The organism is Halonatronomonas betaini (assembly GCF_015666175.1).
GTDB lineage: Bacteria > Bacillota > Halanaerobiia > Halanaerobiales > Halarsenatibacteraceae > Halonatronomonas > Halonatronomonas betaini.
The window spans coordinates 295,660-321,366 of the sequence record NZ_JADPIE010000001.1 but is presented as its reverse complement, the minus strand read 5'-3'; the positions used below and the strand labels follow the sequence as shown (position 1 = coordinate 321,366).

The window sequence follows — 25,707 nt, the reverse complement described above, 5'->3', positions numbered from 1 at the left end:
GATATATTATAATAAAAAAATGCCCCTTTAACAGGTGACATTAAAATAAAAATGGCACGGGCAGGAGGACTTGAACCCCCAACACCAAGATTTGGAGTCTTGTGCTCTAGCCAATTGAGCTATGCCCGTACGAAACTTCATAAAAAAAATTCAAATTATTTTATTTATTATTGGTGGAGGTGGTGGGAATCGAACCCACGTACTGCATAGTTCGTTCCCTGATATCTACACTCATAGCCTACTTTTTCGTCTCACCTGTTAGACTCCAGTAGACAAGATTCTAACAGGCCAAGTCTGGCAAGTTTCCCTTACTCCTTCAGACGGCTAGAGCAAGGTAAGTCTGCTTTTTATGACACCCAGTTACACACGACAGACACGTCTGCAGTGGGCGCTAGCTGACTGCTTACGCAGCAGCTGGAATATAACTATTATCGTTTGCAGATAATTTTATTACCCAGTGTTTTACGGGTGAAAGAGTATCCCCGGAGCGCAATCAGAGAACTCACTATACAGGCGATACCAGAACACCCCCTGTATAGGAGATTCTCAATTACAATACTTATTATAAAGGATAATCGCCTGTTTGTCAAGTGTTTATTGTTCATAAGTTCTATATTTTAATGCTTTTTCCATCTCTCGATTAGCCGTCTTTTTAGCAATATCTCTCCGTTTATCTCTAACATCCTTACCTTTAGCTAATGCCAGCTCTACTTTTGCTAAATTTCGCTTTAAATAGATTGATAATGGCACAAGGGTATAACCTTTCTGCTTTGTATAACCGATCAATTTCTGAATCTGGTTTTTATGGAGGAGGAGTTTTCTTACTCTTTCTGGATCATGATTATACCTATTACCCTGTTTATAGGGACTAATATGCATATTGTAGAGAAAAACCTCGCCATTCTCTACTATAGCAAAACTATCTTTTAAATTAACATTTCGTTGTCGAATAGACTTTATTTCAGTTCCCTGTAACTTTATACCTGCTTCAAAAGTCTCTTCTATATGATAATCATGCCTGGCTTTTTTATTCCGGGCAATTATTGTTATATCATCATTATTATTTTGAGCCATAAGATAACACCTCCCCTTTATTTTATATTATTTTTTAACAATTTCAAAATCCAACTGTCTTTCATCAACATTTGCTTTTACTAGCTCAACTTCTACCTCATCACCTAATCTATACATATTCTTTGTCCGTTCACCGATTAGAATCTGCTGTTCTTCACGATAATGATAATAATCATCTGCCAGGCTTTCAACATGAACTAAACCTTCAACAGTATTCTTAAGCTGAACAAACATTCCAAAATTAGTTATTCCACTAATAATCCCAGTGAATTCTTCACCAACATGGCGCTTCATATATTCAACCTTTTTTAGATCAACTGAATCCCTTTCAGCCTCCATTGCCCTTCTCTCCTGGAGCGAACAGTGATCAGCTGTTTCAGGTAATGAATCTTCTAATTCCTGACGCCTGTGGGCAGATAGTTTGCCTCCTGTGATTAATTCTGTAATAATTCTATGAACCACTAAATCTGGATACCTTCTAATTGGCGATGTAAAATGAGAATAATAATCAAGAGATAGCCCAAAATGGCCAATATTAACAGGAGAATAAACTGCTTTCTTCATTGAACGAAGAAGCATTGTCTCAATTAAATTCTCTTCATCTGTTCCTGCAACTTTTCCGAGTAATTTCTGTAATGCCCCTGGATGCACTTCTCCATCATTTCCACCCTTTAAATGATACCCAAAATTATGAATAAATTCATTAAAAGTCTTGATTTTTTCAGGATCCGGCTTATCATGAACCCTATATACAAACGGTTCTTCTCGCCAGTAAACTTCTTCTGCAACAACCCTATTAGCAGCAATCATAAACTCCTCTATAATCTGTTCTGGTAGACCATGTTCCATCTTCTGAATATCAACAGGATTGCCTTCATCATCAAGAATCACTTTAACTTCAGGAAAATCAAAATCAATTGTACCTCTTAGTCTTCTCCCGCCTCTTAATTTATTATGAAGGTCTTCCATTAACCTTAGTTTCGGATAAAAATCTGAATATTTATTCTGTAAATCTTTATTATCTTTTTCTAACATCTCTCTAACCTGATTATAGGTTAAGCGATGATCCGAGCGAATAACCGAACGATGAATCTCATGATCCAATAATTCAAAAGGCTCTAACTGATAATCAATAAATACAGTAACCGCAAATTTATCTTCATTTGGTCTTAAGCTACAGAGATTATTAGATAACCTCTCAGGCAGCATCGGGATTACTCTATCAACAAGATAGATACTGGTTCCCCGGCGATAGGCCTCATTATCCAGCGGAGTTCCTTCCTGAACATAATGACTAACATCAGCAATATGAACCCCAAGACGAAGCTTATTATCATTCATTTTTTCTATTGAAACAGCATCATCAAAGTCTTTAGCATCTTCGCCATCAATTGTTACCATAGAAAGATCCCTTAGATCTTTTCTATTAGAAACCTCTTTTGCAGGAAGTTTATCTGGATATTTTCTAGCCTGTTCAATTACATCAGGGGGAAACTCTCCAGGTAGTTCTAACTGACGGATCATTGCTTCTAAGTCAACACCTGGATCACCTTTGCTACCTATCTTCTCAATTATCTCTCCCTCTGGATTTCTATTTTTTCTTGGCCATTTTATAATTTTAACGACTACTTTATCACCGGAATCTGCACCATTAAAATTGCCCTGATGAATATAAATATCAGTGAAAATTCTCTTATTATCAGGAATCACAAAACCATATTTACCATAATGATCCAGTTCACCAACTATCGTCTCATTGGCACGGTCCAGAATCTTAATAACTTCACCTTCATCTCTTTTACCCCCGCCAGACTTAAAAGGTCTAACTAAAACCTTGTCATTATGCATGGCACTATTTAAATTTTCAGAAGACATATAAATATCTTCTCTGGATGGGTCTTCAGGTATTAAAAATGCAAAACCTTTAGGGTTACTCTGAACTCTACCTTTTATAAGATTAAATTTATCAGGAATGCCATAATAACCTTTATCACTCTGATAGATATCACCTGATTTTTCCAGCTCACTAAGAACTTTTTTAAACTGTTTTTTCTGACCTTTCAAAACGTTAAATCTGTCCAATAACTCATTAATATTAAGAGGTCTCCCTGCTTTCTCCTCAAAAAACTCTAAAATCTGATTGCGGGCTGCCATTATAAACCAAGCTCCTTTGATATGCTCTGCATGCCTTCAAGGGATAATCCAATAAACTCCTCAAGCTCTAAATCCAGTTCACTGCAAGAAGCTATTACATCTCTATCTGCACCTTTAGCGAATGAGTTCTCTTCATACCTATTCATTATGAATTCTGAGTCAAGAGCATCAAGACTTTTTTCTGGATGAATTAGGGCTGATGCAACGATTAAACCTGTTAATGGATCAGATGCATAAAGAGATTTGTCTAATTTAGATTTTCTAGGAAGTTCATGAATTCCATTATGAGCTCTAACTGCATAAACAATATCATCAGGAAGCCCCATATCAGCCAGACGGTCTGCCCCTAATTGACTGTGCTTTTCAGGATCATCAGCTGTATCCTCATAATCAATATCATGAAGAAGTCCTGCAAGCCTCCATTTTTCAACATCTTCATCAAAATATTCAGCCAAACGGACCATTACTGCTTCAACAGCAAGGCAGTGTTTTACTAAATTTTCCTGTTTGATATTTTCCTTTACCAATTCCAGAGCATTTTCTCTACTCATCATCATAACCATCTCCTTCTCCGGTATTTTTATTAACAATAATAAATTTAGCACTAGCCCTTGCCAACTCTTTACCCATTTTGCCCTCTAATTTAGCTGTTGTCTCAATAATTCTTCTGCGTTTATCCTGAACTCTACCTTTTATAACAATTTTTTTGTCAAGCCGGACTGGCTCTAAAAATCTAACTTTCATTTCAGCAGTTACCGCCTGCCACCCTTTAACTCTAATAGCTTTAGCCATTGCCTCATCCAGCAAAGTTGATACCAGACCTCCATGCATCACATCTCTATAACCTGAGAGCTTATCGTCAGGCATAAAATTAGCTATTACATGATCTTTTTCTTCATCATATTCAAATTCAATATTTAAAGAAATTGGATTATCTTCTCCACAAACAAAGCACATATTATCATCACCAGGTTCTACCATAAATTGCTATCACCTCCTGTTGTAAAAAACCCCCTAAGCAGTTGCTTAGAGGGAATAATCATCTTTAATTAGTTACTTACTAAATAAATAGAGGTGCAAATACCAGCGAAACAATAGTCATTAACTTAATTAGAATATTCAGAGATGGACCTGAAGTATCTTTAAATGGATCTCCTACTGTATCACCAACGACTGCTGCTTTATGAGTTTCAGTACCTTTACCTCCATATGCACCTGATTCAATATATTTCTTAGCATTATCCCAGGCTCCGCCAGAATTAGCCATCATAATAGCTAGAAGTACACCAGCAGATAAGGCTCCTGCAAGTAATCCACCAAGAGCTTCAACATCCCAGAGACCAATAATCACTGGAATAATAACTGCTAAAATCCCAGGTATAATCATTTCTTTTAAAGCTGCTTTAGTTGAAATATCAACACAACTTCTATAATCTGGAGTTCCTGTGCCTTCCATAATTCCAGGTATATCCTTGAACTGTCTCCTTACCTCTTCAATCATCTTAAAGGCAGCTGAACCAACAGCTTCCATAGTTAAAGCTGAGAATAGGAATGGCAACATTGCTCCTAAGAACAATCCAATAATTACATTTGGGTTAGTTAAACTAATTACTGATAATTCTACCGCTTCTGAGAAAGCTGCAAACAATGATAATGCAGTTAAAGCAGCTGATCCGATTGCAAAACCTTTACCCATAGCAGCAGTGGTATTACCAACTGAATCAAGCTTATCTGTAATCTCTCTTACTTCTGGATCAAGTTCAGCCATCTCTGCAATTCCACCTGCATTATCTGCAATCGGTCCATAAGCATCAACTGAAAGAGTAATACCAGTTGTTGCTAGCATACCAACAGCTGACATTGCAATTCCATATAGTCCTGCAAAATTATATGATATAAAAATTGCAGCAGTTATTGAAATTATTGGAAAGACAGTTGAACGCATACCAACAGCTATACCAGCAATAATATTTGGAGCCGTTCCAGTCTGTGACTGTTCAGCAATATGTTGTACCGGCTTATAATGCTCTGAAGTATAATATTCAGTAATTCGACCAATCAGAATTCCAGTAACTAAACCTGCTAAAATAGCCCAGAATGCTCCTAAATCTCCAATCAAATTATTAACTAATAAGAAAGCACCGACTATTGTAATCCCAGCTGCAACTAATGTACCTCTCTCTAATGCTTTAGCCGGGTCGCCACCTTCTTTGGCTTTTACAAATCTGGTACCAATAATAGCAGCAACAATTCCAATTGCAGCTATTAATAAAGGTAAAATTACATGGTCAGTAGAAAGTGTTGTACCTAAAGTCATTGCGGCCACAATTGAACCAACATATGACTCAAAAAGGTCAGCGCCCATCCCTGCTACGTCACCAACATTGTCACCAACGTTATCAGCAATAACAGCTGGATTACGGGGATCATCTTCTGGAATACCAGCTTCAACTTTACCAACAAGATCAGCACCAACATCAGCAGCTTTTGTATAAATACCGCCACCTACACGGGCAAATAGGGCTATTGAACTTGCTCCAAAAGCAAATCCTCTAATATATTCAGGATTATTAGTAAATATTATGTATAAAACTCCTAACCCTATTGTTCCAAGACCAACAACTGACATCCCCATAACTGATCCACCAGAAAATGCTACACCAAGAGCATCATTTAAATTATTACGTGCTGCCTGAGTTGTTCTAGCATTAGCCTGAGTAGCAATCTGCATACCTATGAAACCAGCTAAACCAGAAAAAATTGCACCTAATACAAATGATAGTGCAGTCTGCCAGCCAAGAGTTGGAACAATTATAATACCTACAACTACAACAAAACCTGTTAACATTGAATATTCTCTACCTAAAAATGCCATCGCACCTTCATTGATAGCCTGAGATAATTCAATCATTCTTTTTGTTCCCTGGTCAGAACTTTTTACTTTCTTTGCCATAAACAGAGCAAATAGCAGGGCCAGGATCCCTGCCAGCGGTGTGATAAATTCCATTTGTTATCCTCCTTAAGATCCATATATTAAATTATTATTTCAGATATTAATTAAAAATTAAGCAAAAAGGAAAAAGAGCGGTCAGGGACCGCTATATTAAAGATTGATTTAAAAGTTACATTTATTTTAAACTACTGCCAGGATGAAAGATAGCACCATAAATGCAATAGCGGCAACCATCGTTGCTTTATTAATTTTTTCCTCCATTTTTCTTCCACTGGAACCTAAAAACTGAGTTGCACCACCATCAATAGCTCCTGATAAACCTGCGCTTTTACCAGACTGGAGTAATACTCCAACAATTACAGCTATAGACACTATCAAATGTAAAACCTTGAGTGCCGTCACAAACTTCACCTCCCAGTAATTTTAATCCTTAATTCTTACCTTTAATTATTTTAACATAAACTCACCAAAAAAACAATTAATTATGATTGATAATTTATTATTAGAATTCATTAAAGTTAAATCTCATATATTGAAATAGAATAACTACTATGATATATTTAATACACGTTATAACCTTATGCTCCAGATTGATTTTAGATTGGAGGTTTATATGAATCAAATTCTTGAAGAGATATGGCAATCTAGCTTTAAATCAAATGAAAAATTGATTCTTGCTATTTTATGGTCATTTTTATTTAAATATGGTTCTGAAAGTGACGAAAAAGAAATAATAAAAATTTCAAAAATTGAATTAGCTGAATCCAGCTCTCTTGATAGTAACAAATCCGGAAGAATTATCACTGATTTAGATGATAGTGACTGGTTAATTTTACATGATATTAGCACTGATGGTTTTATAGAAAAGTTAGAAATTGAATTACTTATTCCAGATGATGCAGGAATTAGCCTGCCTGATAAAGAAATAATAAATAATGGAGATAAAGAAGAAATAAAGATATCTCAAAACAAATTAGATAATGACCATAGTGATATGGACATTATTATTTCTTTTTGGAGAAAACATTTCCAAAAACGACCAATGACACCAACAGAGTATACTTATTTAAAAGGTTTTGTAGATAAAGGAATGGAAGCAAAATTAATAGCAGAATTACTCAGTTACACTAAAACCCAGAGTATTAACAATCCTATTTCTTATATCCGAAAAATTTTAACTGACCTTTATAATAATGATATTTACACTTTAAATCAATACTTAGAGCAGGATAGGGAGTTGAAAAATATTGGAGAAAAATCAATTTCAAAAAATAATCCAGGAGAAAAGAAAAGAAATAGAAAAGACAAAGTCTCAGAGCTTGAAGAAGAAGGATGGGATTAATAAGCCACCTAAGGAGCAAGTTATTAATAAAGTTAAAAACTTTATTATAAATAACGCTAACATCGATCCCCTCTATGAAGACTGCACATTAAAAACATTTAAAAGCTCAATTTTATCTCAAAAAAACAAGAAAAAATATAGAAGAGTTGCTAACTATATAAATGGAATTGATACAGCAATTGCACTCCCACAATCAATTTATCTTTATAGTGAATACCCTGGAATCGGAAAAACCCATCTGGCAGTTGCTGCTTTACATAAAGCTGCAGAAAAAATTGCAGAAAATATTTATAGGAATAAAGAAATTATTCGATATGGAAATATTCCTTTTTCTCAAGGCTGGACACCAATATATTTTATTAATGTTTCTGAAGGCCTTATGGATATGAAAAATGATATGGAAGGCTCTAATCAGGATTTTACCAGGTCTAAAATTTATCAAAATGTTAAACATTCTAGATTAGTAGTACTCGATGACATATTCAATGAAATCAGATATTCTCCATTTGTTTTAGAAACACTACTCTACTGGATTGATTTTAGACTAAAAAATAATAGAGCTACAATTTTCACATCTAATCATAATTTCCAGAGATTTTTGGATGATGAAACCAATCCAATTAGTAATGAACGACTCAAAATTATTTCAAGAAATATTGCCTCTAGAGTTAATAAAATGGTTATGAATTATAAAATTGCATTCGATAGCTCTCCAGATACAGATTACAGGGCTATAAGGAATTAGGTGATTAAATAATGCTAACAAGAACTGAAACCCTTGAAAGATTATTAGCGATTAGGAAAAATTTATCTCCAGATGGTAAAATACCTTTTCCAAAGGAAGAAACAGAGACAGCTTTAGGAAAAGTTGATACTTTAATTTTAGATCTGATTGGTTCATTCCCTTCTATAGAAGAAAGAATTGATGAAATTATAAATCTGGCTATAGCCAATAGTATTAGTATTAAAACTGCAGCAGTTGCAATTCATGAATTAATTAGTGAAAAATCTTTAAATAAGCAAAATAAAAAAAGAAAGAAAAAAGCTTCTAAGAGTTCAACGCCTTCCAAAAAAATATATACCAGTAAAGTTGAAAAATTAGAAGCTCAGGGCTGGAATTAAAAACCTCCGGTATTTCTACCGGAGGTTCAGTATTTGCTCTTACTTTAATTTAAATTGAAAAATGCATTTTTACCAGCATATTCAGCAGTATCTCCTAATACTTCTTCTATTCTAATTAACTGGTTATATTTAGCTACCCTTTCTGAACGGGCCGGTGCACCTGTTTTAATCTGACCTGTATTCATTGCAACTACTAAATCAGAAATTGTAACATCTTCAGTCTCTCCTGAACGATGGGAAATTACAGAGGTAAAACCAGCTCTGCTTGCCATCTCAATTGTATCCAGGGTTTCTGTAATAGTTCCAATCTGATTTAACTTGATTAATATAGAATTACTACAATTCTGCTCAATGCCTTTCTTTAATCTTTCAGTATTAGTTACATATAGGTCATCGCCGACCAGCTGAATCTTATCGCCTAATTCTTCTGTTAATTCTGTCCAGCCAGCCCAGTCATCTTCATCAAGGCCATCCTCAATCGAGATAATAGGATATTTATCTACTAATTCTTTATAGAATTCAACCATCTCACTGCTAGTTTTTTCAACACCTTCACCTTTTAGATGATATTTACCATCTTCATATATCTCGGTTGCGGCAACATCTAAAGCTAACAGAATATCTTCTCCTGCTTCATAACCAGCAGCTTCAACAGCTTCAAGAATGATTTTTATTGCCTCTTCATTAGAATCTAGATCTGGAGCAAACCCACCTTCAGCACCAATTCCTGTATTTAATCCTCTGTCCTGAAGAACTTTCTTAAGGTGATGATAAATCTCTGCACCGGCCTGAATAGCTGATTTAAAGGAGTCAGCCGATACAGGCATTATCATAAATTCCTGGATATCAACATTATTATCAGCATGTTCTCCACCATTTAAAATATTTAACATTGGAACCGGTAATCTCTTGGCATTTACGCCACCTAAATAATTAAATAAATAGGTATCACTGGCCAGGGCAGCAGCTCTTGCTACAGCCATAGATACACCAAGAATAGCATTGGCACCTAATTTACCTTTGTTGTCAGTACCATCAAGCTGAAGCATCATTTCATCAACCAATACCTGACTTCTTGCATCATAACCTATTAATTCAGGGGCAATAATATTATTAACATTATCAACTGCCTGTTGAACACCTTTCCCTAGATAGCGATCTTCTTCATCTCTTAATTCAACTGCTTCATAAGCGCCGGTAGAAGCTCCTGATGGTACTGCAGCTCTTCCCATTGCTCCACCCTCTAAATATACTTCAACTTCAACAGTCGGATTACCTCTTGAATCTAAAATCTCTCTTGCATAAATATCTGAAATCATTGTATTCATCAATATCACTCCTATTTATTTTTAATTAAAGATTTTCCAGTCATTGATTCAGGCTTTTCAATACCTAAGATATCGAGCATGGTTGGCGCAATATCTGCTAAAATCCCAGATTCAATGCTTGCCTCTACTGGGCCACCTAAATAAGCTAAGGGGACCGGATTTATAGTATGAGCAGTAAATGGACTACCATCCTCTTCTTTCATCTGTTCAGCATTACCATGGTCTGCTGTCAATAATACCTGACCACCTCTTTCAAGTATAGCTGGAACAATTTGTGATACACCTCTCTCTACTGCCTCAACAGCTTTAACAGCTGCATCAAAATCACCTGAATGACCAACCATATCACAATTAGCATAATTTAAAATTATCACATCATAATTTCCATCATCAAGTAATTCAAGTAATTTATCTGTAACTTCTTCTGCACTCATTTCCGGTTTCTGATCATAGGTTGCAACTTCCTGTGGCGACTGAATCAAAACTCTATCTTCACCTTGATTAGCAACTTCTACTCCACCATTAAAGAAGAAAGTTACATGGGCATATTTTTCAGTTTCAGCAATTCTTAATTGTTTTAATCCTTCTCTGCTAAGGACCTCACCTAATGTATCATCTATTTGCTGGGGACCAAAGGCAACAGGAAGATCAAATTCTTCATCATATTCAGTCATACAAAGATAATATAAATTATCTGGATGATCTTTAGGGCGTTTGAATTTATCAAAGTTTTCTAATGCTAGTGCCTTTGTAATCTGTCTTACTCTATCAGCTCTAAAGTTAAATACAAAGACAGAATCATCATCTTTAATTCTGCCCTCAGAATTAATAACAACAGGAATTACAAATTCATCATCTACATCATCTTGATATGATTTTTTTACTGCTTTTATAACTGAATCAGCCTTTTTACCTTCACCTAAAACTAATGCATTATAGGCAAGTTCAGTTCTTTCCCAACGGTTATCTCTATCCATTGTATAATATCTGCCGCTCACTGTAGCTATCTCTCCAATGCCAATTTCATCTATTTTATTTTCTAGCTCTTCTAAATACTTAATGGCGCTCTGAGGAGGTGTATCTCTACCATCTAAGATTGCATGTATATAAACATCTTTAATATCTGATCTTTTAGCTGCCTCTAGCAATCCAAAAAGGTGTCTGATATGACTATGAACACCTCCGTCAGATAATAATCCCATCAAATGAAGAGCCGATTTATTTGATTTAGCATGATCAAAAGCTTCTCTAATCTTTGGATTGCTAATTAATTCATCATCTTCAAGAGCCTTATTAATTCTGGTATAATCCTGATAAATAATTCTTCCGCTGCCTAAATTCAAATGCCCAACTTCTGAATTTCCCATTTGACCATCAGGCAAACCTACTGATTCTCCAGAGGCACCTAATTGTGATGTAGGATTATTTTTAAATAGTTCATCTAAATATGGTGTTTTAGCAGCTCTGGTGGCATCCCCGTCTTCTCTGGGTGCAATACCGTAACCATCCATAATAACCAGAGCCAGTGGTTTAGGTCTATTTGCTGGCATTCTCTATCACTCCAGCAAAGCTTTCTGCTTCTAAGCTAGCCCCACCAACAAGAGCACCATCAATATCAGGTTTAGACATGAACTCTTCTATATTATGAGGTTTAACACTGCCCCCATATTGAATTCTTACTTCAGATTCTTTGCCAGGTGCTAATTCAGCTATAATTTTCCTGATTTTATTAATTGTATCTGCTGCCTGCTCGGCTGAAGCACTTTCTCCAGTTCCAATTGCCCAGATAGGTTCATAGGCAATAGTAACCTTTTCAATATCCTCAGATCTAACTCCTGCTAAGGCTGCTTTTACCTGAAAGGTTACAGTCTCTTTAGTTTTGCCAGCCTCTCTTTCAGCTAAAGATTCTCCAACACAAATTATCGGTTTTAAATCATATTGTAATGCAGATTTAACCTTTCTATTAACATCCTGATCTGTCTCATTAAAAATCTGTCTTCTTTCTGAATGGCCAATAATTATATACTCTATTCCAAGATCAGCTAACATACCTGGAGCAGTTTCGCCAGTATAAGCACCAGATTCTTTCCAGTGCATATTCTGGGCTCCGACTTTAATATTAGTACTTGCCAGCTCTTCAACCACTCCCTGTAAAGAAACATCATTTGGACAGACAGCCATATCAACATCTGTTCTATTTCCTGTTATCTCTTTTAATTTATTTACTAATTCTCTGGCTTCTGAAGGTGTTTTATTCATCTTCCAGTTACCAGCTATAAAAGGTTTACGCATAATTAATCACTCCTCTAAGTCATCTAATGCTTCTATTCCTGGTAATGGCTTGCCTTCAAAGAATTGAAGAGAAGCTCCGCCACCAGTGGAAACATGGGATATATCGCTTTCAACACCAGCTTTTTTAATTGCAGCAGCAGACTCTCCACCGCCTACAACTGAATAAGCATCACTCTCTGCAAGTGCTTTTGCAAGTTCCATAGTTCCTTTTGCAAATTGATCCATCTCAAAAACACCAATCGGACCATTCCAGGTAACTGTTTTAGACTTCTTTATTATATCCTTATATTTTTCTAATGTCTTTGGACCACCACTATCAAGAATCTGCCAGCCTTTAGGAACCTGTTTAACATCAACAACTTTATACTCACTATCTGCTTTAAATTCTTTAGCAACAACTACATCCTCTGGCAATATAACTTCTATGCCTTTAACAGCAGCTTCATCCATAATCTCCTTTGCAAGCTCTACCCTGTCTTCTTCTACAAGTGAATCGCCAACTTCTAAACCCTTTGCAAGCAAGAATGTATTCGCAATTCCTCCACCTAAAAGAAGATAATCTGCTCTTGGAATTATATTTTTAATAACATCCATTTTATCTGAAACCTTTGCACCACCAATTATTGCAGTATAAGGCTTTTCAGGATTATCAGTTGCTCTGCCTAAAGCTTCAAGTTCTCTCTGAATCAAAAAGCCTGCAATAGCTGGAAGATGCTCAGCAACTCCAGTAGTTGATGCATGGGCCCTGTGTGCTGCTCCAAATGCATCATTAACAAATACATCTGCTAGACCTGCAAGAGCTTTAGCATACTCAGGATCATTGCCCTTCTCTCCTGGGTGGAATCTTGTATTTTCTAATAAAAGCACATCACCATCATCCATTTTCTCAATTGCTTCTTCAACTTCTCTGCCTATAGATTCATCAGTTTTATAGACTTCTTTTCCTAATAAATCAGCAAGTCTATCTGCAACTGGATCCAATTTATACTCTTTAACAACCTTACCTCCTGGCCTGCCTAAGTGGGACATTAAAATAACTTTAGCATCTTCGTTCATAAGAAATCTAATTGTTGGCAGAGCTGCTTCAATTCTAGTATCATCTGTTACCTGATCTCCATCAAGAGGTACATTAAAATCAACACGAACTAATACTTTCTTGTTTTTAAAGTCAAAATCTTTTAACGCTTTTTTCATCTATTATCCCTCCGTTAATACCAGTATATCAGAATATTATAGCAGGCGACTCATATTTAAGCCACCTGCTATATTTTAATAATTATAATTTAGAGTCCTGCTTCTTTTATTTTAATTGCAAGATCTATAAGGCGACAGGAATAACCCCATTCATTGTCATACCAGGATAAAACTTTAACCTGGTTTCCACCAATAACTTTAGTATGATGCGGATCATAAATTGAAGAATGCGGGTCTCCAAAAACATCTCTTGAAACAATAGGATCTTCAGAATAACCTAATATACCATCTAATTCACCTTCAGATGCCTCTTTCATCGCTTTATGAATATCTTCCTCTGTTACATCTTCTTCAAGATCAACAACCATATCAATTAGGGAACCTGTAGGAGTTGGAACTCTAACAGCCATACCGTCAAGCTTTCCATCTAACTGTGGCATTACATCAGAGATAGCTTTAGCTGCTCCAGTAGTTGTAGGAACAATATTTTCAGCTGCAGCCCTACCTCTTGTAATCTTTTTCCAGGCAAATGGCCCATCAAGAATATTCTGTGATGATGTATATGCATGAATAGTTGTCATTAAACCTTTTTCAATTCCAAATTTATCATCTAGGACTTTACAGATTGGAGCAAGTCCATTAGTTGTACATGATGCATTTGAAACAATATCATGCTTTTCTGGATCATATTTATCAAAGTTAACACCTAAAACAGTTGTAAAGTCTTCATTGCTAGCAGGAGCAGAAATTATAACTTTTTTTGCACCGGCTTCTAAATGCTTTTTAGCTTTTTCGCCATCAGTAAACAAACCAGTAGCTTCAATTACAACTTCAACACCTAATTCTCCCCAGGGTAACTGAGCAGGATCTTTCTCAGATAATACTTTTATCTCTTTACCATCAACAATTATGCTATCATCTGTATAGTCAACTTCAGCGTCCAATTTACCAAAATTACTATCATACTTGAGTAAATAAGCCAACTGCTGTGGTTCAATAAGATCATTAACAGCTACAAATTCAACCTCATCATTCTGATAAGAACTTCTTATAACCCTTCTTCCAATTGCTCCAAAACCATTAATTCCAATTTTCACACTCATTTTATCACCCTCCTGATATTATTTAACAAAATTTATTAATAATTCCCTAAACTATAGGGATATTATTCTTCTTGCTGTCTCCTCATCAGTTATTAGGACATCCTGATATTTTGGAGATATTATCGACTTGATAGCTTCAGCTTTCTTTTCACCACCTGCAACAGCAATGACAGTCCCAATATTTTCAACCTCTTCTAAACTTAAACCTATTGAAGGTGTTGAATAAACAATCTCCCCATCTAAATTACAATAATAACCAAAAGCTTCTCCAATAGCTCCCTTAGATAAAATATCATCTATTTCAGATTGATCCATTCCTCTCCTGGCTGACATTTCAGCTGCATTTCCAACTCCATGAACTAAAATATTTGCTTTTCCCAATATGTTTAATGTCTTTTGAATAGAAGGTTCATCTTTGATTAAAGAAATATTTTCTACCTTAAGATTATCAGGAACCTGCAAAAGATAGTATTTTCCGCCTATTTTCTTGGCTATAGAAGCTGCTATGGTATTAGCCTGTATATCTACTTCTTCTCCAAGGCCACCTCTACCAGGAACAACTATTGTATTTTCATATCTTTCATCACAAAAAGGCATCATCTCTGCAACCTGAGACATTGTATAACCACCAGTAATTGCTATTATATCTCCTGTCCTTAAAAGTCTTCTAAGATAGTTAGCAGCAACCCTGCCTATTTCCCTGATTAAGTTCGAATGCTCTAAATTACAGGGAACTATCAAAACTTCATTGATACCTAATTTTTCTTCTACTTTTTTTTCAAGATTAGCGAAGTCTTTAATTTCAGTAAAATATAATTCGAGCTCAGTAATAAAATCCTTACCTTCTTGAGTTAGTGAAACTCCTGCTCTACTGACTTTAATTAAACCCTGTTCATTTAAAAATTCAAGCTCATTTCTTACCTGCCGCACACTTAAATTAAGTCCTTCAGACAAAGACCTTCTGCCAATAGGTTCTTCATGATAGATTTTTTTTAATATAGAATATCTAACCTCTGCTAACTCAATAACTTCAGGCACTATTTTTTTTTGAACCTTAAAAAGATAATCCACAATTCACCACTCCTGGGTGTTAGAAGAACTTAAACGCCTTGCCGGGAACATAATTGTCCTTCTTGAACATTTTTGTCCCGGGACTTACAAAAAAACCTTATTTTCATCTTCGACCTAATTATAGTATAATAATTTTCTTTTTGCAAGTGCTAATTTAGACATTTAACACCTTTTCCATTTTTTCCTCTCAACAGAAGAAGGAATATCAAGACTATTTCTATATTTAGCAATTGTTCTCCTTGATAAATCAATGCCTTCATTGTTTGTTAAAATTTCTGACAATTTATTGTCGCTATATGGTTTATCTTTATCTTCTTTATTAATATATTCTGTTATTAAAGCCTTTATACTGGCAGAAGAACGGTTATCAACACCACTGGCAAAGAAAAATTTCATAGTATACAAACCCTGGGGAGTTTGAACATATTTATCATTGCTGGCTCTACTAACTGTTGACTCATGCATTTCAATCTCATCAGCTACTTCCTGCATGGTTAAAGGTTTAAGATATTTTACTCCTTTATCTAAAAACTCTTTCTGCCTATTTATTAAAACATTACTAATTTTAAGCAATGTCATCCTTCTATGTTCAATTGCCCTGATTAACCAGATAGCAGCCTTGAATTTTTTCTTTAAAAATTCATTTGTCTCATCATCTTCAGTATTTTTCATTAAACTATAATATTTTGGGTTTATAGATAATAAAGGAGTATTAGTTGAATTTAATTCAGCATAATAATCTTCCTTATCTTTTTTGATAATAATATCAGGTTCTATATAATCAGTTTTCAATTCATCATTAGAGTATAATGAGGCAGGCCTTGGCTGAAGGTTCTTAATTTTTTCAAGGGCATACAAAACTTCCTCTTCAGTTACTTTATATTTTTTCTTCAACTTTTTTATGGAAAGTTCATTCAGTTTATCCCAGCAACCTGTCACAATTTTAATAGCAAGTTCATTATTACCACCAAGTGTCTCAAGTTGTATTAATAGTGCCTCTTTTATAGTTCTGGAGGCTATTCCAACTGGATCTAGGCGTTGAATTTTTTCTAAAACCTTATTAATCAATACAGGATCCCTGCCTGTTTCTTCTGCAATTTCTTCTATCGAAGGAATCAAAAGCCCCTCCTGATTTAAACTACCTATTATATATTGCCCTAACTCTAATTCTGATTCTGGCAAAACTTCATAAAGCTGACTTTCCAGATGTTCCAGTAATCCAGGGCGATAATTTGTATAGCTCTCAAAACTCTCACGATCTTTTCCTTCACTGGAATTAGATACAGACCTGAAGTTTTTTGAATTATAATGATCTTCAAGACTTTCTTCCCATTCCTCTTTTTTATCTTCTTTTTCAAGAATAGGGTTTTCTAAAAGCTCTTCATCCAGATATTCTTCAAGCTCCAGACTGGAAAATTGTAATAATTTGATAGCCATCTGTAATTTAGGGGTCATAATTAATTCCTGGCGCTGCTCAATATTTATATCCATCTTTAAATCCATTAATTATTCCCCCTGATTTTTTCTGCTTTTTTATGAAGTCTTCTTAATCGATGATTAACACCTGATTTACTTAGTGGTGGATCCAGCTTCTCACCAAGCTCTTTAATACTGGCATAGGGATTCTTCATCCTTAAACGGGCAATCTCCTGAAGAGAAGAGGTTAGATTTATCAGTCCAATCTCCTGTTCTATCAGTTCAATATCTTCAATCTGTCGCATAGCAGCTTCAACTGTCTTATCTAAATTAGCAGTTTCAAAATTTAATTTCCTATTTACATCATTTTTTATCTCTCTTAAAATTTTTGTGTCTTCCATTTTAAGTTGAGACTGTTGGGCACCAATTAAATTCAATAATTTAGTGATGCTTTCAAAATCTTTTAAATAAACCATATATCTATCTTTATGATCAACCATTTTTGCAGATATATCAAATAAGGAGAGTAGTTTTATTAAATCCTTTGCCTGAGCATAATGCTCGCAACGAAATTCTAAATGATAGCCACTCCGGGGATGATTAATTGACCCTCCTCCAATAAAAAGACCTCTTAAATAAGCTCGACCTGAACTATCAGCCTGAAGAAATTCAGGTTTAATCGAAAAATCAAGACCTCTATCCTTATCAAAAATGCCTAAATCAGCTAAAAGCTCATCTATCCCATCCTGCGGTGGAAGATTTAACTCATAATATTGTTCTTTCTTTAAAGTAGTATTTTTCCTAACAATAATTTCAAGCTCCAACTGATAATTATTTTTCAACCATCTGTAGATCAGACGGGCTAAATCGCCATAATTTAATTTTAATTGCACAGAAAGCTTTTTATTGATTATAGAGATAGAGCCTGTAATTCGCAATAAAGCAGCAAATTCAGATTTCCTCTCTTTAAAAGTTTGATTTTCATATCTGATTAATTCATGTTTAACTTCATCTGTAAAAGACATTTTTAAGCCTCCAGCTATTACTCTTTTAGAATATTTAAAACTACATTAGCTAATTTTTCTGGGTTATGGCGTAAATACGTATTATCATCATTCTTGGCCAGAAGATCTTCTTCTTTAATTTTAACACCCAGTTTCTCTAACTCATCATAATCAATTTTAACTGGAAATGCTCCTTCCTCTTCATATCTTCTAACTGATTTACCAGATATCTCTTTTTTGTTTACAATAATCCAATCAAAAATTTTATCACCAACATGATCATAAATTGCTTTTAGATGATCCGCAGCAGAAAAATTATTAGTCTCTCCAGGCTGGGTCATAACATTACAGATAAAAACTTTTTCAGCATTACTTTTTTTAATCTCATTCTGTATTTCATCAATCAATAAATTTGGTAATAGACTTGTATAAAGACTCCCTGGTCCTAATACAATTAAATCAGCTTCTCTAATAGATTCAAGAGCCCTCTGAGATGGCTTACAATTAGAAGGTTCTAAAAAGACTTTATCAATTTCTTTACCAGCAACTGGAATTAAAGATTCACCAATCTGCTGGCTTTCATCTTTATAAATTGCACCAAGCTGTACATTTTCATTGGTAGCTGGAAGTACCTGTCCTCTAATTGCAAGAACCTTACTTGATTCTTTAATAGCCTCCTCAAAATCATCTAAAACTTCAGACATTGAAGCTATAAAAAGATTACCAAAACTATGACCAACCAGATGACCTTCATTGCTAAATCGGTATTGAAAAAGTTCTTCCATTAATGGCTCAGTATCTGCAAGGGCAACAAGACAGTTCCTGATATCACCTGGTGGCGGCATCCCGAGTTCATCTCTTAATTTTCCTGAGCTACCACCATCATCGGCAACAGTAACTATGGCAGTTATATTACTAGTTTTTAATTTTAAACCTCTTAAAAGAGTTGAAAGTCCTGTACCTCCACCAAGAGCAACAACTTTTGAACCCTTTTGTAATATCTCTTTCTGATATAAATCATCAACCAATTTTTCATTCTTGTGACTAATTCTATCAAACATCTTTCTTAAAGAGAACATCACCAGAATTATGCCACCAATAAGATATAATCCCCCTAACAAATTAGTTACAAGTTGTCTTGGCAGATCTATCATTTCAACCCATACATCAATATTCACCTGGATATAACTTAATAGCTGTCGATTGAAAACCAATAATAAACCAATAATCACAAATGATAATCCTAATAATAATAAAAATATCCATCTCTTTAATTTTATACCTGGATAAAACCATTTAAGTAATTTCAAAATAACCGCCACCTATTTGTTTATATCTCTATGCTCCAGACTGACTTTATATCCTAAACCAATTAAATATTCCTTTAAGCGGATCACAGAAGCAACAGACCTATGTTTGCCACCGGTACAGCCTATTCCAATTGTAAAATGACTTTTGCCCTCTTTAATATATTCTGGAAGCAAAAATTTCATAAAATCAAATAGTTTATCATAAAACCTGTTTACAACTGGCCATTTGAAAATATATTCCTGGACCTCATCAGTTTCTCCAGTTAACGGCCTTAAATCATCAATGTAATGGGGATTTGGCATAAAACGGACATCAAAAATAGTATCTGCATCAATCGGTGCGCCATATTTAAAACCAAATGAAATCAAGGATATTAAAATTCCACCTCGACCTTCTTTATCATTTCCAAAGGTGCGATTTAAATCTTCTCTAAATTTATTAACAGAAAGCTTACTTGTATCTATTATTTTTGTTGCTTTCCCCTTGATTTCAGAGAGTAACTCTCTTTCTTTTTTAATAGCCTCTAAAAGCCTGCCCTCTTTATCCAGTGGATGTCTCCTTCTTGTCTCTTTATACCTTTGAACCAAAGTATTATCCTCTGCCTCTAAAAATAATAGTTCATAATCAAAATCATCTTCATCCAATTCATTTAAACAGTTAATTAACTCATCAAAAAATTGTCTTCCCCTTATATCACTTACCAGCGCAACCTTCTCCTGGCCTGAATGACTGCATAATTCAGCAAATTTAATTATTAAAGCCGGAGGAAGATTATCGACACAATAATAACCCTTATCTTCAAGAGTATCCAGAGCTAGTGATTTACCGGCACCTGACATCCCTGTAATAATAATAAAACGCATATTTACCACCTTTCAAGCTCAAAAAAATTACATAATTTCCTCAGCATATTCATATAACTTTCTTTCTGGAGATTTCATTATTGCCATAAACTCTAATTTAGAAGCTTTTACTGGCTTTGAACTATAAAAAACTGCCTCATTATTACTTAAGCGATCAATTGTTGCCAATCCTAGAGCATTATTTACTGCAAAAAACCTCTTATAACCACTTGCTTCATCAGGTAGAGCATTATAATATTCAATTAATGCAGGAACATGTTTTTCAATATTCTCTAACATTTTTTGTAAAGCTAAAAGTGACTTCTCTTTGAAATCTCTACTTAATAACTGATCCCTCTTAAGACCTAATTGCTCTAGAGGCCAAAATATCCTATCTCGATTTAATATGTCTTCCCGGATATCTCTGGTAATATTCACTTTCTGTAAAAACAAACCAGCCTCATTGAAATTATCCTTTAAAATTTTAGCCTGTCCCTTATTCAAATTAAATTTCGCAATAATTAAATCTGAAAGAAATCCTCCAACAGTTCCTGCTACATAATAACAATATTCATCTAAATCAGAGAAGGTTTTTATCTCTTGATCTAAATATTTTTGCATTCCAGAGTTCATTTCTTTTAGCCAGTGAAAAGATCTGGCCTTAACATAGGAATCCAGACCATGATAAGCTTCCCAGAGCAGATTAACATTTGCAGTTAAAACCTTCAATGAATCATCAATAAATTCATCAGCATAACCCTGAATTTCCTGGGTTTCAGGTGGCTCCTGCCGATGAGCTGGATTAAATATCTCAACAACCTTATCCATTAATTTTTTCCGTTTATCATCAGCCAATTCTGGTAATTCATCTTCAAAATTATCAAGCAACCTATCCTGCAAATAGACAATCATAACAGCATTCTTTATCTCAGAATCTAGCATTGGGATAGTTAAAGAGAAACTTCTTGAAACTTCTTTTAAAATTCTTCTGCAAAATCTCAAAGCATCTTTATTCATCACTGGCACTCCTTATAATAAAATATAAAATATACGAAATAATAAAAAAGCTAATTATACTATATATAAATGCAATCAAGTAACTATAATCACGGATCAATTCAATAAATGTTTTTTCAGGTAGCGGAATTTTAATAGGCTTTAAATAAGAGATCTCATCAAAATTAACCCCTAAAAACTCTTCCTGATAACCAGGTTCAGGATAAAAATAATCTATAACTCTGGTTGCCTCTTCCTGCACAAAATTATTAGATTCATCTAAATACTGATCATAATAAAATGACCAGTTTGTTCTATAATTTTGGACTGGCCTGAAATTATCCTCTCCAAAGGGATCAAAACCTCCAACAAGCAAATAAAACTTACTCCCCTGAATATCTCCAAGATATTCCTCAGGCAATTCAAGTATTATTTTACTGTCAAGGACTTCAACATTAATATCATATACATCCCAGGGAGAAATTTCAGCATCAACATTTAAAATATCTCTAACAAGATCATCAGGGTCATCTTCTGTATCCATCAACCTAAGCCACCAGCCACTAAATTGAAGATGATAATCCCAGGGAAAATCTGGATTAAGCTTCACCCTGGCTCCTGGTCTAAACAACTCTGATTGACCTGTTTCTGAATATGTGTCAAAGTACATATGAATCAATTGATGGCTAAAGCCATATTTGCCATCCCATGGGTTTTCAATCTCTCCAAATTCAAAAATAAATCTATACTCACTGTTAAAGGCCTGGATTTCAAATGATTTTAAATCAAAATGGCCTTCTCCTGGTTGAAAAACTCTATGCCCTGGATATCTATAAGCACCTGGGCCATAATCATCTCCTGCAGGGTCCTCACCATAATAGATAGTCTCAAAATACTCATTATCAAAATCATCATTTGAAAAAATTACCCCTGGCATAAATATTATTGCGATTAAAAATATAATAATAAATTTACGATACATGAAAAGCTCTCCTAACTTTCCTTCTTCTTAATTTTCTCCGTCAAATCTTCAGCAGCGTTATATCCCATTGTATTTAAACGGTGATTCATTGCTGCAACTTCAAGTACTAGAGCTATATTTCTGCCTGGCCTAACCGGTATCGTTAATTCTGGAATACTTATACCAAGAATATCAGTCTCATAACTATCAAGACCAAGTCTTTCATAGCTTTTGTCATCTTTCCACTTATCCAGATGAACAACCATATCGATTCTGGTAAAATCTTTAACTGCTCCAGCCCCAAATAACCTCTTAACATTAATAATTCCAATTCCTCGCATCTCAAGAAAATGCTTAATCGATTCAGGTGCAGTCCCTATTAACTCTCTTTCACCTATAGCTCTAATATTTATTTTATCATCAGCAACAAGCCGATGTCCTCTCTTTATTAATTCTACAGCTGTCTCGCTTTTACCAATCCCGCTTTTTCCTCGAATTAAAATTCCTAATCCGTATATATCAACTAAAACCCCGTGTTCTATAATAATAGGAGCTAATTTATCTTCTAAAAAGGCCGTCAGTCTGCTTATAAATCTGGTTGTTGAGATCTCAGACTGCAAAAGTGGTATATTATATTTATTGGCAAGGTCTATTAACTGACCCATAGGTTTTATATTTCTAGTCACAATAACAGCTCTGGGATCTAAGCTATAAAATTTTTCAAGCCGTTCTTTTAAAATATCCTCAGCAAGACCTTCTAAAAATGATATTTCAGTTGTACCTAAAATATGTATTCGCTCAGGCACAAAATGCTTCCAGTATCCAGCCAGTTCAATACCTGGCCGCTTTAAATCACTAACCTCAATTTTTCTATCAATATTATTTTCTCCAGCAAGTAAACTAATAGATAATTCTTCTTGAATTTCTTTAACAGTTACAGATGGCTTTTTATCTACCAAGAAATCACCCCTTTATAGCTACCGCTATTGCTCCAATCACACCGGTATTATCTCCTAATACAGCCTCTAAAAAACTACAGTCATTGGCAGAAGCCCTCAATGCATTGTCTCTTACAGATTTTTTCATTTCAGACCAGAATAATTCCTTGGCCTTCATTACTCCCCCGCCAAATACTATTGTATCAGGATTAAAGAGATTAATTAAATTAGCCACTCCAATCCCGAGATATCTGCCAGCCTCCTGATAAATTTTAATTGCCAGTTCATCACCATCTCTGGCTGCTTTAGCAATATCATAACCATCAATATCCTCAATCTTACCCTGATAATTTTTAAGAGATTTATTTAAGTCATTTCTTAATTCATTTTTGACATCCCTGATAATAGCAGTCCCTGATGCCATCGCCTCAAGACAACCTCTATGCTGACCAAAACCACAGGTAGGTCCTGATGGTTCAATTATCATATGACCTACTTCACCTGCTCCATCATTGCTGCCGTGAAAAACTTTTTCACCAAAAACCAGGCCTCCACCAATACCTGTACTAATTGTAATATATGCCATAAACTCACTATCAATACCTGCCCCAAATAGTTTTTCTCCTAGAGCAGCAGCATTTGCATCATTTTCAAGCACAACCGGTATATTAACTTTTGATTCAAGCATCTCAACAATTGGAAAGTTCTCAAAGGGAAGATTAGAAGTTTCATAAACTATCCCCTTTTTAATACTAAGAGGCCCAGGACTGCCAACTCCAATTCTTTTTATTTCTTCCAGACCTAATTCAGCCTTGCCAACTGCTGTTCTTATGCTTTTATCAATATTATTTATTATATGTTCTTCGCCCTTTTCAACTTCAGTTGCCATTTTAACATCTGCCAGAATATTACCCTTCTGGTCAGCAACAGCAGTTAATATTTTAGTTCCCCCTAAATCAACACCAACAAAATAATTAGCCATTTAATATCTCCCTCTCAGTCACTTAATTTACCATTACTCATTAACTTTTCATAATCATTTTCTTTATAGGTATTTAGAAATTTATCAGTTCCAATGATAATTGTCAAACCTGTTATACTGAAATATAATGCCGGAAAAATTGGAGTAAAGTATAAAAATCCTCCAGTGATAGCCATAACAATTGCCAGCCATAAAAAAGATTGCAGGATATTATCGACAGCCAGAAAAAAAGACCTCTTTATTTTAGTCCATAATGTTAGCTTTTTACCATGAACTAGCAGGCCCCAGAAATATAATTGGGTAATACTAAAAAATACAGTCAAATAAACAAATAAAGCAGTTAAGACTAAAAACAATAGATTACCTTCGCTTCTACCATAAAAAAACCAGATATCAATTATTAAAATAAGATATACTGCAATCCCATAGACAATTGCCAGGAGTCCAGGAAAAAAGGAGCTTTTAACTGTATTAAATATCCCCTTTAAACTAAAATCTTCATTCTGATATATTTTATTTAAAAGATTTAAGCCTGTCAAAATAATAGGCCCAAGGATTAAAACAGGCAACATAAATGGTATAAAAAAATCAAGATAAATACCATTAACAAACAAAAAAACTATCGGTGAAATTAATAAAAACCAGATCAAATTTAAAATTATAGCTTTAAAAAGCCCTCCGTAAAATGTTTTAAAAACCTCTTTCATAATCTGAACAACTAACAATTCAAGCCCTCCCTTAATTATATCTACTATGCCCTTTCATTGCAAGATAATAGATACTCTAATACTTTAGCAACCCCTTGATCATCATTTGATTGGGTAATTCTATCAGCCTTTGCCCTGACTTTTTCAGAAGCATTTTCCATCGCCACTCCTAAACCCGCCATTTCAAGCATCGGAAGATCGTTATAACCATCACCAACAGCTATTATTTCTTCTGGTAAAATATTATAGCTATCAGCCAGATCAGCTAATGCCCTGCCCTTATTTACATTGGATGCAGTAATTTCTATATATGTTTCCATAGATGAAGATATACTTAAACGATGTTTGTAATACTTATATAATTCTTTTTTAAAATATTCCCTTCTTTTCTCTTCTTCCTCAATAACTAATAATTTAAGAGCAGGTTTTTCAATATAATTTTGCAATTTAACTCTGGTTTCAATCCCTGTTAGACCAGTAATTTCCCCATATTCTCTGGCATAATTATTTTCCCAGCGATAATAATAATTTCCCTCACTGTAATACTGAATATGCAAACCAAAGTCTTCTGCAAATTCAACAACCTCTTTAGTTAATTCATCAGAAATCAAATTTTCCTGTATTACCTTTCCGTCCTTATTCTTTATAAGAGCCCCATTATATGTTATTAAAGGAGTATTTAACTCAAGCTCTTCAAGAAAATTAACTGCTGCCTCAAACATTCTTCCAGTAGCCAGTATAACCTTCTTGCCGGCTTCATCTGCTTTTTTAATTAAATCGATCGTCTCCTGGTCAATATTTTTCTCAGAAGTTAATAATGTATTATCTAGATCAATTGCAATCATTTTATAATTCATTTTTTTATCACCTCTATACTATAACTATTCAAGTTTTAATACAAAATTCCTGCCAAATAA

25 protein-coding genes, 1 tRNA gene and 1 other RNA gene are annotated in these 25,707 nt (G+C 34.6%); 3 read left to right on the top strand and 24 right to left on the bottom strand.

Going from position 1 to position 25,707, the window contains the following annotated elements; translation table 11 throughout:
- Nucleotides 1-52 precede the first annotated feature (52 nt).
- The 8 genes from I0Q91_RS01635 to secG form a co-directional block, all read right to left on the bottom strand.
- Nucleotides 53-129, bottom strand: a tRNA-Trp gene (locus I0Q91_RS01635).
- Between the two features lie 42 nt (nucleotides 130-171).
- Nucleotides 172-532, bottom strand: a transfer-messenger RNA (tmRNA) gene (ssrA, locus tag I0Q91_RS01630).
- 62 nt (nucleotides 533-594) lie between these two features.
- Nucleotides 595-1,074: an SsrA-binding protein SmpB gene (gene smpB, locus I0Q91_RS01625; protein WP_270452435.1), complete on the bottom strand. Its 480-nt coding sequence runs from the start codon at nucleotides 1,072-1,074 to the stop codon at nucleotides 595-597.
- A gap of 27 nt (nucleotides 1,075-1,101) precedes the next feature.
- Nucleotides 1,102-3,228, bottom strand: coding sequence for a ribonuclease R (gene rnr, locus I0Q91_RS01620; RefSeq protein ID WP_270452434.1), 2,127 nt, complete (start codon nucleotides 3,226-3,228; stop codon nucleotides 1,102-1,104).
- Nucleotides 3,228-3,779 (bottom strand): HDIG domain-containing metalloprotein, encoded by a 552-nt coding sequence (locus I0Q91_RS01615; RefSeq protein WP_345790929.1) that lies wholly within the window; start codon nucleotides 3,777-3,779, stop codon nucleotides 3,228-3,230. Before I0Q91_RS01615 ends, rnr begins: the two co-directional genes overlap by 1 nt.
- On the bottom strand, nucleotides 3,772-4,209 hold the full coding sequence (locus tag I0Q91_RS01610) for a PaaI family thioesterase (RefSeq protein ID WP_270452431.1): 438 nt from the start codon (nucleotides 4,207-4,209) through the stop codon (nucleotides 3,772-3,774). Before I0Q91_RS01610 ends, I0Q91_RS01615 begins: the two co-directional genes overlap by 8 nt.
- Before the next feature lie 79 nt (nucleotides 4,210-4,288).
- Nucleotides 4,289-6,235 (bottom strand): sodium-translocating pyrophosphatase, encoded by a 1,947-nt coding sequence (locus I0Q91_RS01605; RefSeq protein WP_270452430.1) that lies wholly within the window; start codon nucleotides 6,233-6,235, stop codon nucleotides 4,289-4,291.
- 126 nt (nucleotides 6,236-6,361) lie between these two features.
- Nucleotides 6,362-6,583 carry a preprotein translocase subunit SecG gene (secG, locus tag I0Q91_RS01600; protein WP_270452429.1) on the bottom strand — a complete coding sequence of 74 codons (222 nt, stop codon included), beginning with the start codon at nucleotides 6,581-6,583 and terminating at the stop codon, nucleotides 6,362-6,364.
- Between the two features lie 211 nt (nucleotides 6,584-6,794).
- Here secG and I0Q91_RS01595 point away from each other — a divergent pair, with 211 nt between their 5' ends.
- From I0Q91_RS01595 to I0Q91_RS01585, 3 genes are read left to right on the top strand one after another with little or no spacing between them, the layout of a single operon-like run.
- On the top strand, nucleotides 6,795-7,523 hold the full coding sequence (locus I0Q91_RS01595; protein ID WP_270452428.1) for a DnaD domain protein: 729 nt from the start codon (nucleotides 6,795-6,797) through the stop codon (nucleotides 7,521-7,523).
- On the top strand, nucleotides 7,429-8,268 hold the full coding sequence (locus I0Q91_RS01590) for a P-loop NTPase family protein (RefSeq protein WP_270452427.1): 840 nt from the start codon (nucleotides 7,429-7,431) through the stop codon (nucleotides 8,266-8,268). Before I0Q91_RS01595 ends, I0Q91_RS01590 begins: the two co-directional genes overlap by 95 nt.
- A gap of 11 nt (nucleotides 8,269-8,279) precedes the next feature.
- Nucleotides 8,280-8,645 (top strand): hypothetical protein, encoded by a 366-nt coding sequence (locus tag I0Q91_RS01585; protein ID WP_270452426.1) that lies wholly within the window; start codon nucleotides 8,280-8,282, stop codon nucleotides 8,643-8,645.
- A gap of 44 nt (nucleotides 8,646-8,689) precedes the next feature.
- Here the strand turns inward: I0Q91_RS01585 and eno are convergent, their stop codons facing one another.
- The 16 genes from eno to I0Q91_RS01505 form a co-directional block, all read right to left on the bottom strand.
- On the bottom strand, nucleotides 8,690-9,973 hold the full coding sequence (gene eno / locus I0Q91_RS01580; protein WP_270452425.1) for a phosphopyruvate hydratase: 1,284 nt from the start codon (nucleotides 9,971-9,973) through the stop codon (nucleotides 8,690-8,692).
- Nucleotides 9,974-9,984: 11 nt separating this feature from the next.
- Entirely contained in the window at nucleotides 9,985-11,523 is a 1,539-nt protein-coding gene (gpmI, locus tag I0Q91_RS01575; RefSeq protein WP_270452424.1) for a 2,3-bisphosphoglycerate-independent phosphoglycerate mutase, read from the bottom strand.
- A complete protein-coding gene (gene tpiA, locus I0Q91_RS01570; RefSeq protein ID WP_270452423.1) occupies nucleotides 11,510-12,265 on the bottom strand; it encodes a triose-phosphate isomerase in 756 nt (251 codons plus the stop codon). Before tpiA ends, gpmI begins: the two co-directional genes overlap by 14 nt.
- A gap of 6 nt (nucleotides 12,266-12,271) precedes the next feature.
- Complete coding sequence (locus I0Q91_RS01565; RefSeq protein ID WP_270452422.1) at nucleotides 12,272-13,459, bottom strand: phosphoglycerate kinase; 1,188 nt, start codon at nucleotides 13,457-13,459, stop codon at nucleotides 12,272-12,274.
- 89 nt (nucleotides 13,460-13,548) lie between these two features.
- Nucleotides 13,549-14,562, bottom strand: a complete 1,014-nt coding sequence (gene gap / locus I0Q91_RS01560; protein WP_270452421.1) for a type I glyceraldehyde-3-phosphate dehydrogenase — start codon at nucleotides 14,560-14,562, stop codon at nucleotides 13,549-13,551.
- Nucleotides 14,563-14,613: 51 nt separating this feature from the next.
- Nucleotides 14,614-15,633 carry a sugar-binding domain-containing protein gene (locus I0Q91_RS01555; protein WP_270452420.1) on the bottom strand — a complete coding sequence of 340 codons (1,020 nt, stop codon included), beginning with the start codon at nucleotides 15,631-15,633 and terminating at the stop codon, nucleotides 14,614-14,616.
- 162 nt (nucleotides 15,634-15,795) lie between these two features.
- Nucleotides 15,796-17,136 (bottom strand): RNA polymerase factor sigma-54, encoded by a 1,341-nt coding sequence (gene rpoN / locus I0Q91_RS01550; protein WP_270452419.1) that lies wholly within the window; start codon nucleotides 17,134-17,136, stop codon nucleotides 15,796-15,798.
- Entirely contained in the window at nucleotides 17,136-18,074 is a 939-nt protein-coding gene (whiA, locus tag I0Q91_RS01545) for a DNA-binding protein WhiA (protein WP_270452418.1), read from the bottom strand. The genes rpoN and whiA overlap by 1 nt, the downstream gene beginning before the upstream one ends.
- Before the next feature lie 17 nt (nucleotides 18,075-18,091).
- Nucleotides 18,092-19,363 (bottom strand): gluconeogenesis factor YvcK family protein, encoded by a 1,272-nt coding sequence (locus I0Q91_RS01540; RefSeq protein WP_270452417.1) that lies wholly within the window; start codon nucleotides 19,361-19,363, stop codon nucleotides 18,092-18,094.
- 12 nt (nucleotides 19,364-19,375) lie between these two features.
- Complete coding sequence (rapZ, locus tag I0Q91_RS01535) at nucleotides 19,376-20,227, bottom strand: RNase adapter RapZ (protein WP_270452416.1); 852 nt, start codon at nucleotides 20,225-20,227, stop codon at nucleotides 19,376-19,378.
- Between the two features lie 27 nt (nucleotides 20,228-20,254).
- Nucleotides 20,255-21,223 (bottom strand): squalene/phytoene synthase family protein, encoded by a 969-nt coding sequence (locus I0Q91_RS01530; RefSeq protein ID WP_270452414.1) that lies wholly within the window; start codon nucleotides 21,221-21,223, stop codon nucleotides 20,255-20,257.
- On the bottom strand, nucleotides 21,216-22,184 hold the full coding sequence (locus I0Q91_RS01525) for a glucodextranase DOMON-like domain-containing protein (RefSeq protein ID WP_270452412.1): 969 nt from the start codon (nucleotides 22,182-22,184) through the stop codon (nucleotides 21,216-21,218). Before I0Q91_RS01525 ends, I0Q91_RS01530 begins: the two co-directional genes overlap by 8 nt.
- An 11-nt stretch (nucleotides 22,185-22,195) precedes the next feature.
- A complete protein-coding gene (hprK, locus tag I0Q91_RS01520) occupies nucleotides 22,196-23,122 on the bottom strand; it encodes an HPr(Ser) kinase/phosphatase (RefSeq protein ID WP_270452411.1) in 927 nt (308 codons plus the stop codon).
- A gap of 4 nt (nucleotides 23,123-23,126) precedes the next feature.
- Nucleotides 23,127-24,083 carry an ROK family protein gene (locus I0Q91_RS01515; protein ID WP_270452410.1) on the bottom strand — a complete coding sequence of 319 codons (957 nt, stop codon included), beginning with the start codon at nucleotides 24,081-24,083 and terminating at the stop codon, nucleotides 23,127-23,129.
- A 14-nt stretch (nucleotides 24,084-24,097) separates the two neighbouring features.
- The gene (locus I0Q91_RS01510; RefSeq protein WP_270452409.1) at nucleotides 24,098-24,808 is read right to left on the bottom strand and encodes a YesL family protein; all 711 of its coding nucleotides are present in this window, start codon (nucleotides 24,806-24,808) and stop codon (nucleotides 24,098-24,100) included.
- 26 nt (nucleotides 24,809-24,834) lie between these two features.
- Nucleotides 24,835-25,647 carry a Cof-type HAD-IIB family hydrolase gene (locus I0Q91_RS01505; protein ID WP_270452408.1) on the bottom strand — a complete coding sequence of 271 codons (813 nt, stop codon included), beginning with the start codon at nucleotides 25,645-25,647 and terminating at the stop codon, nucleotides 24,835-24,837.
- Nucleotides 25,648-25,707: the final 60 nt, after the last annotated feature.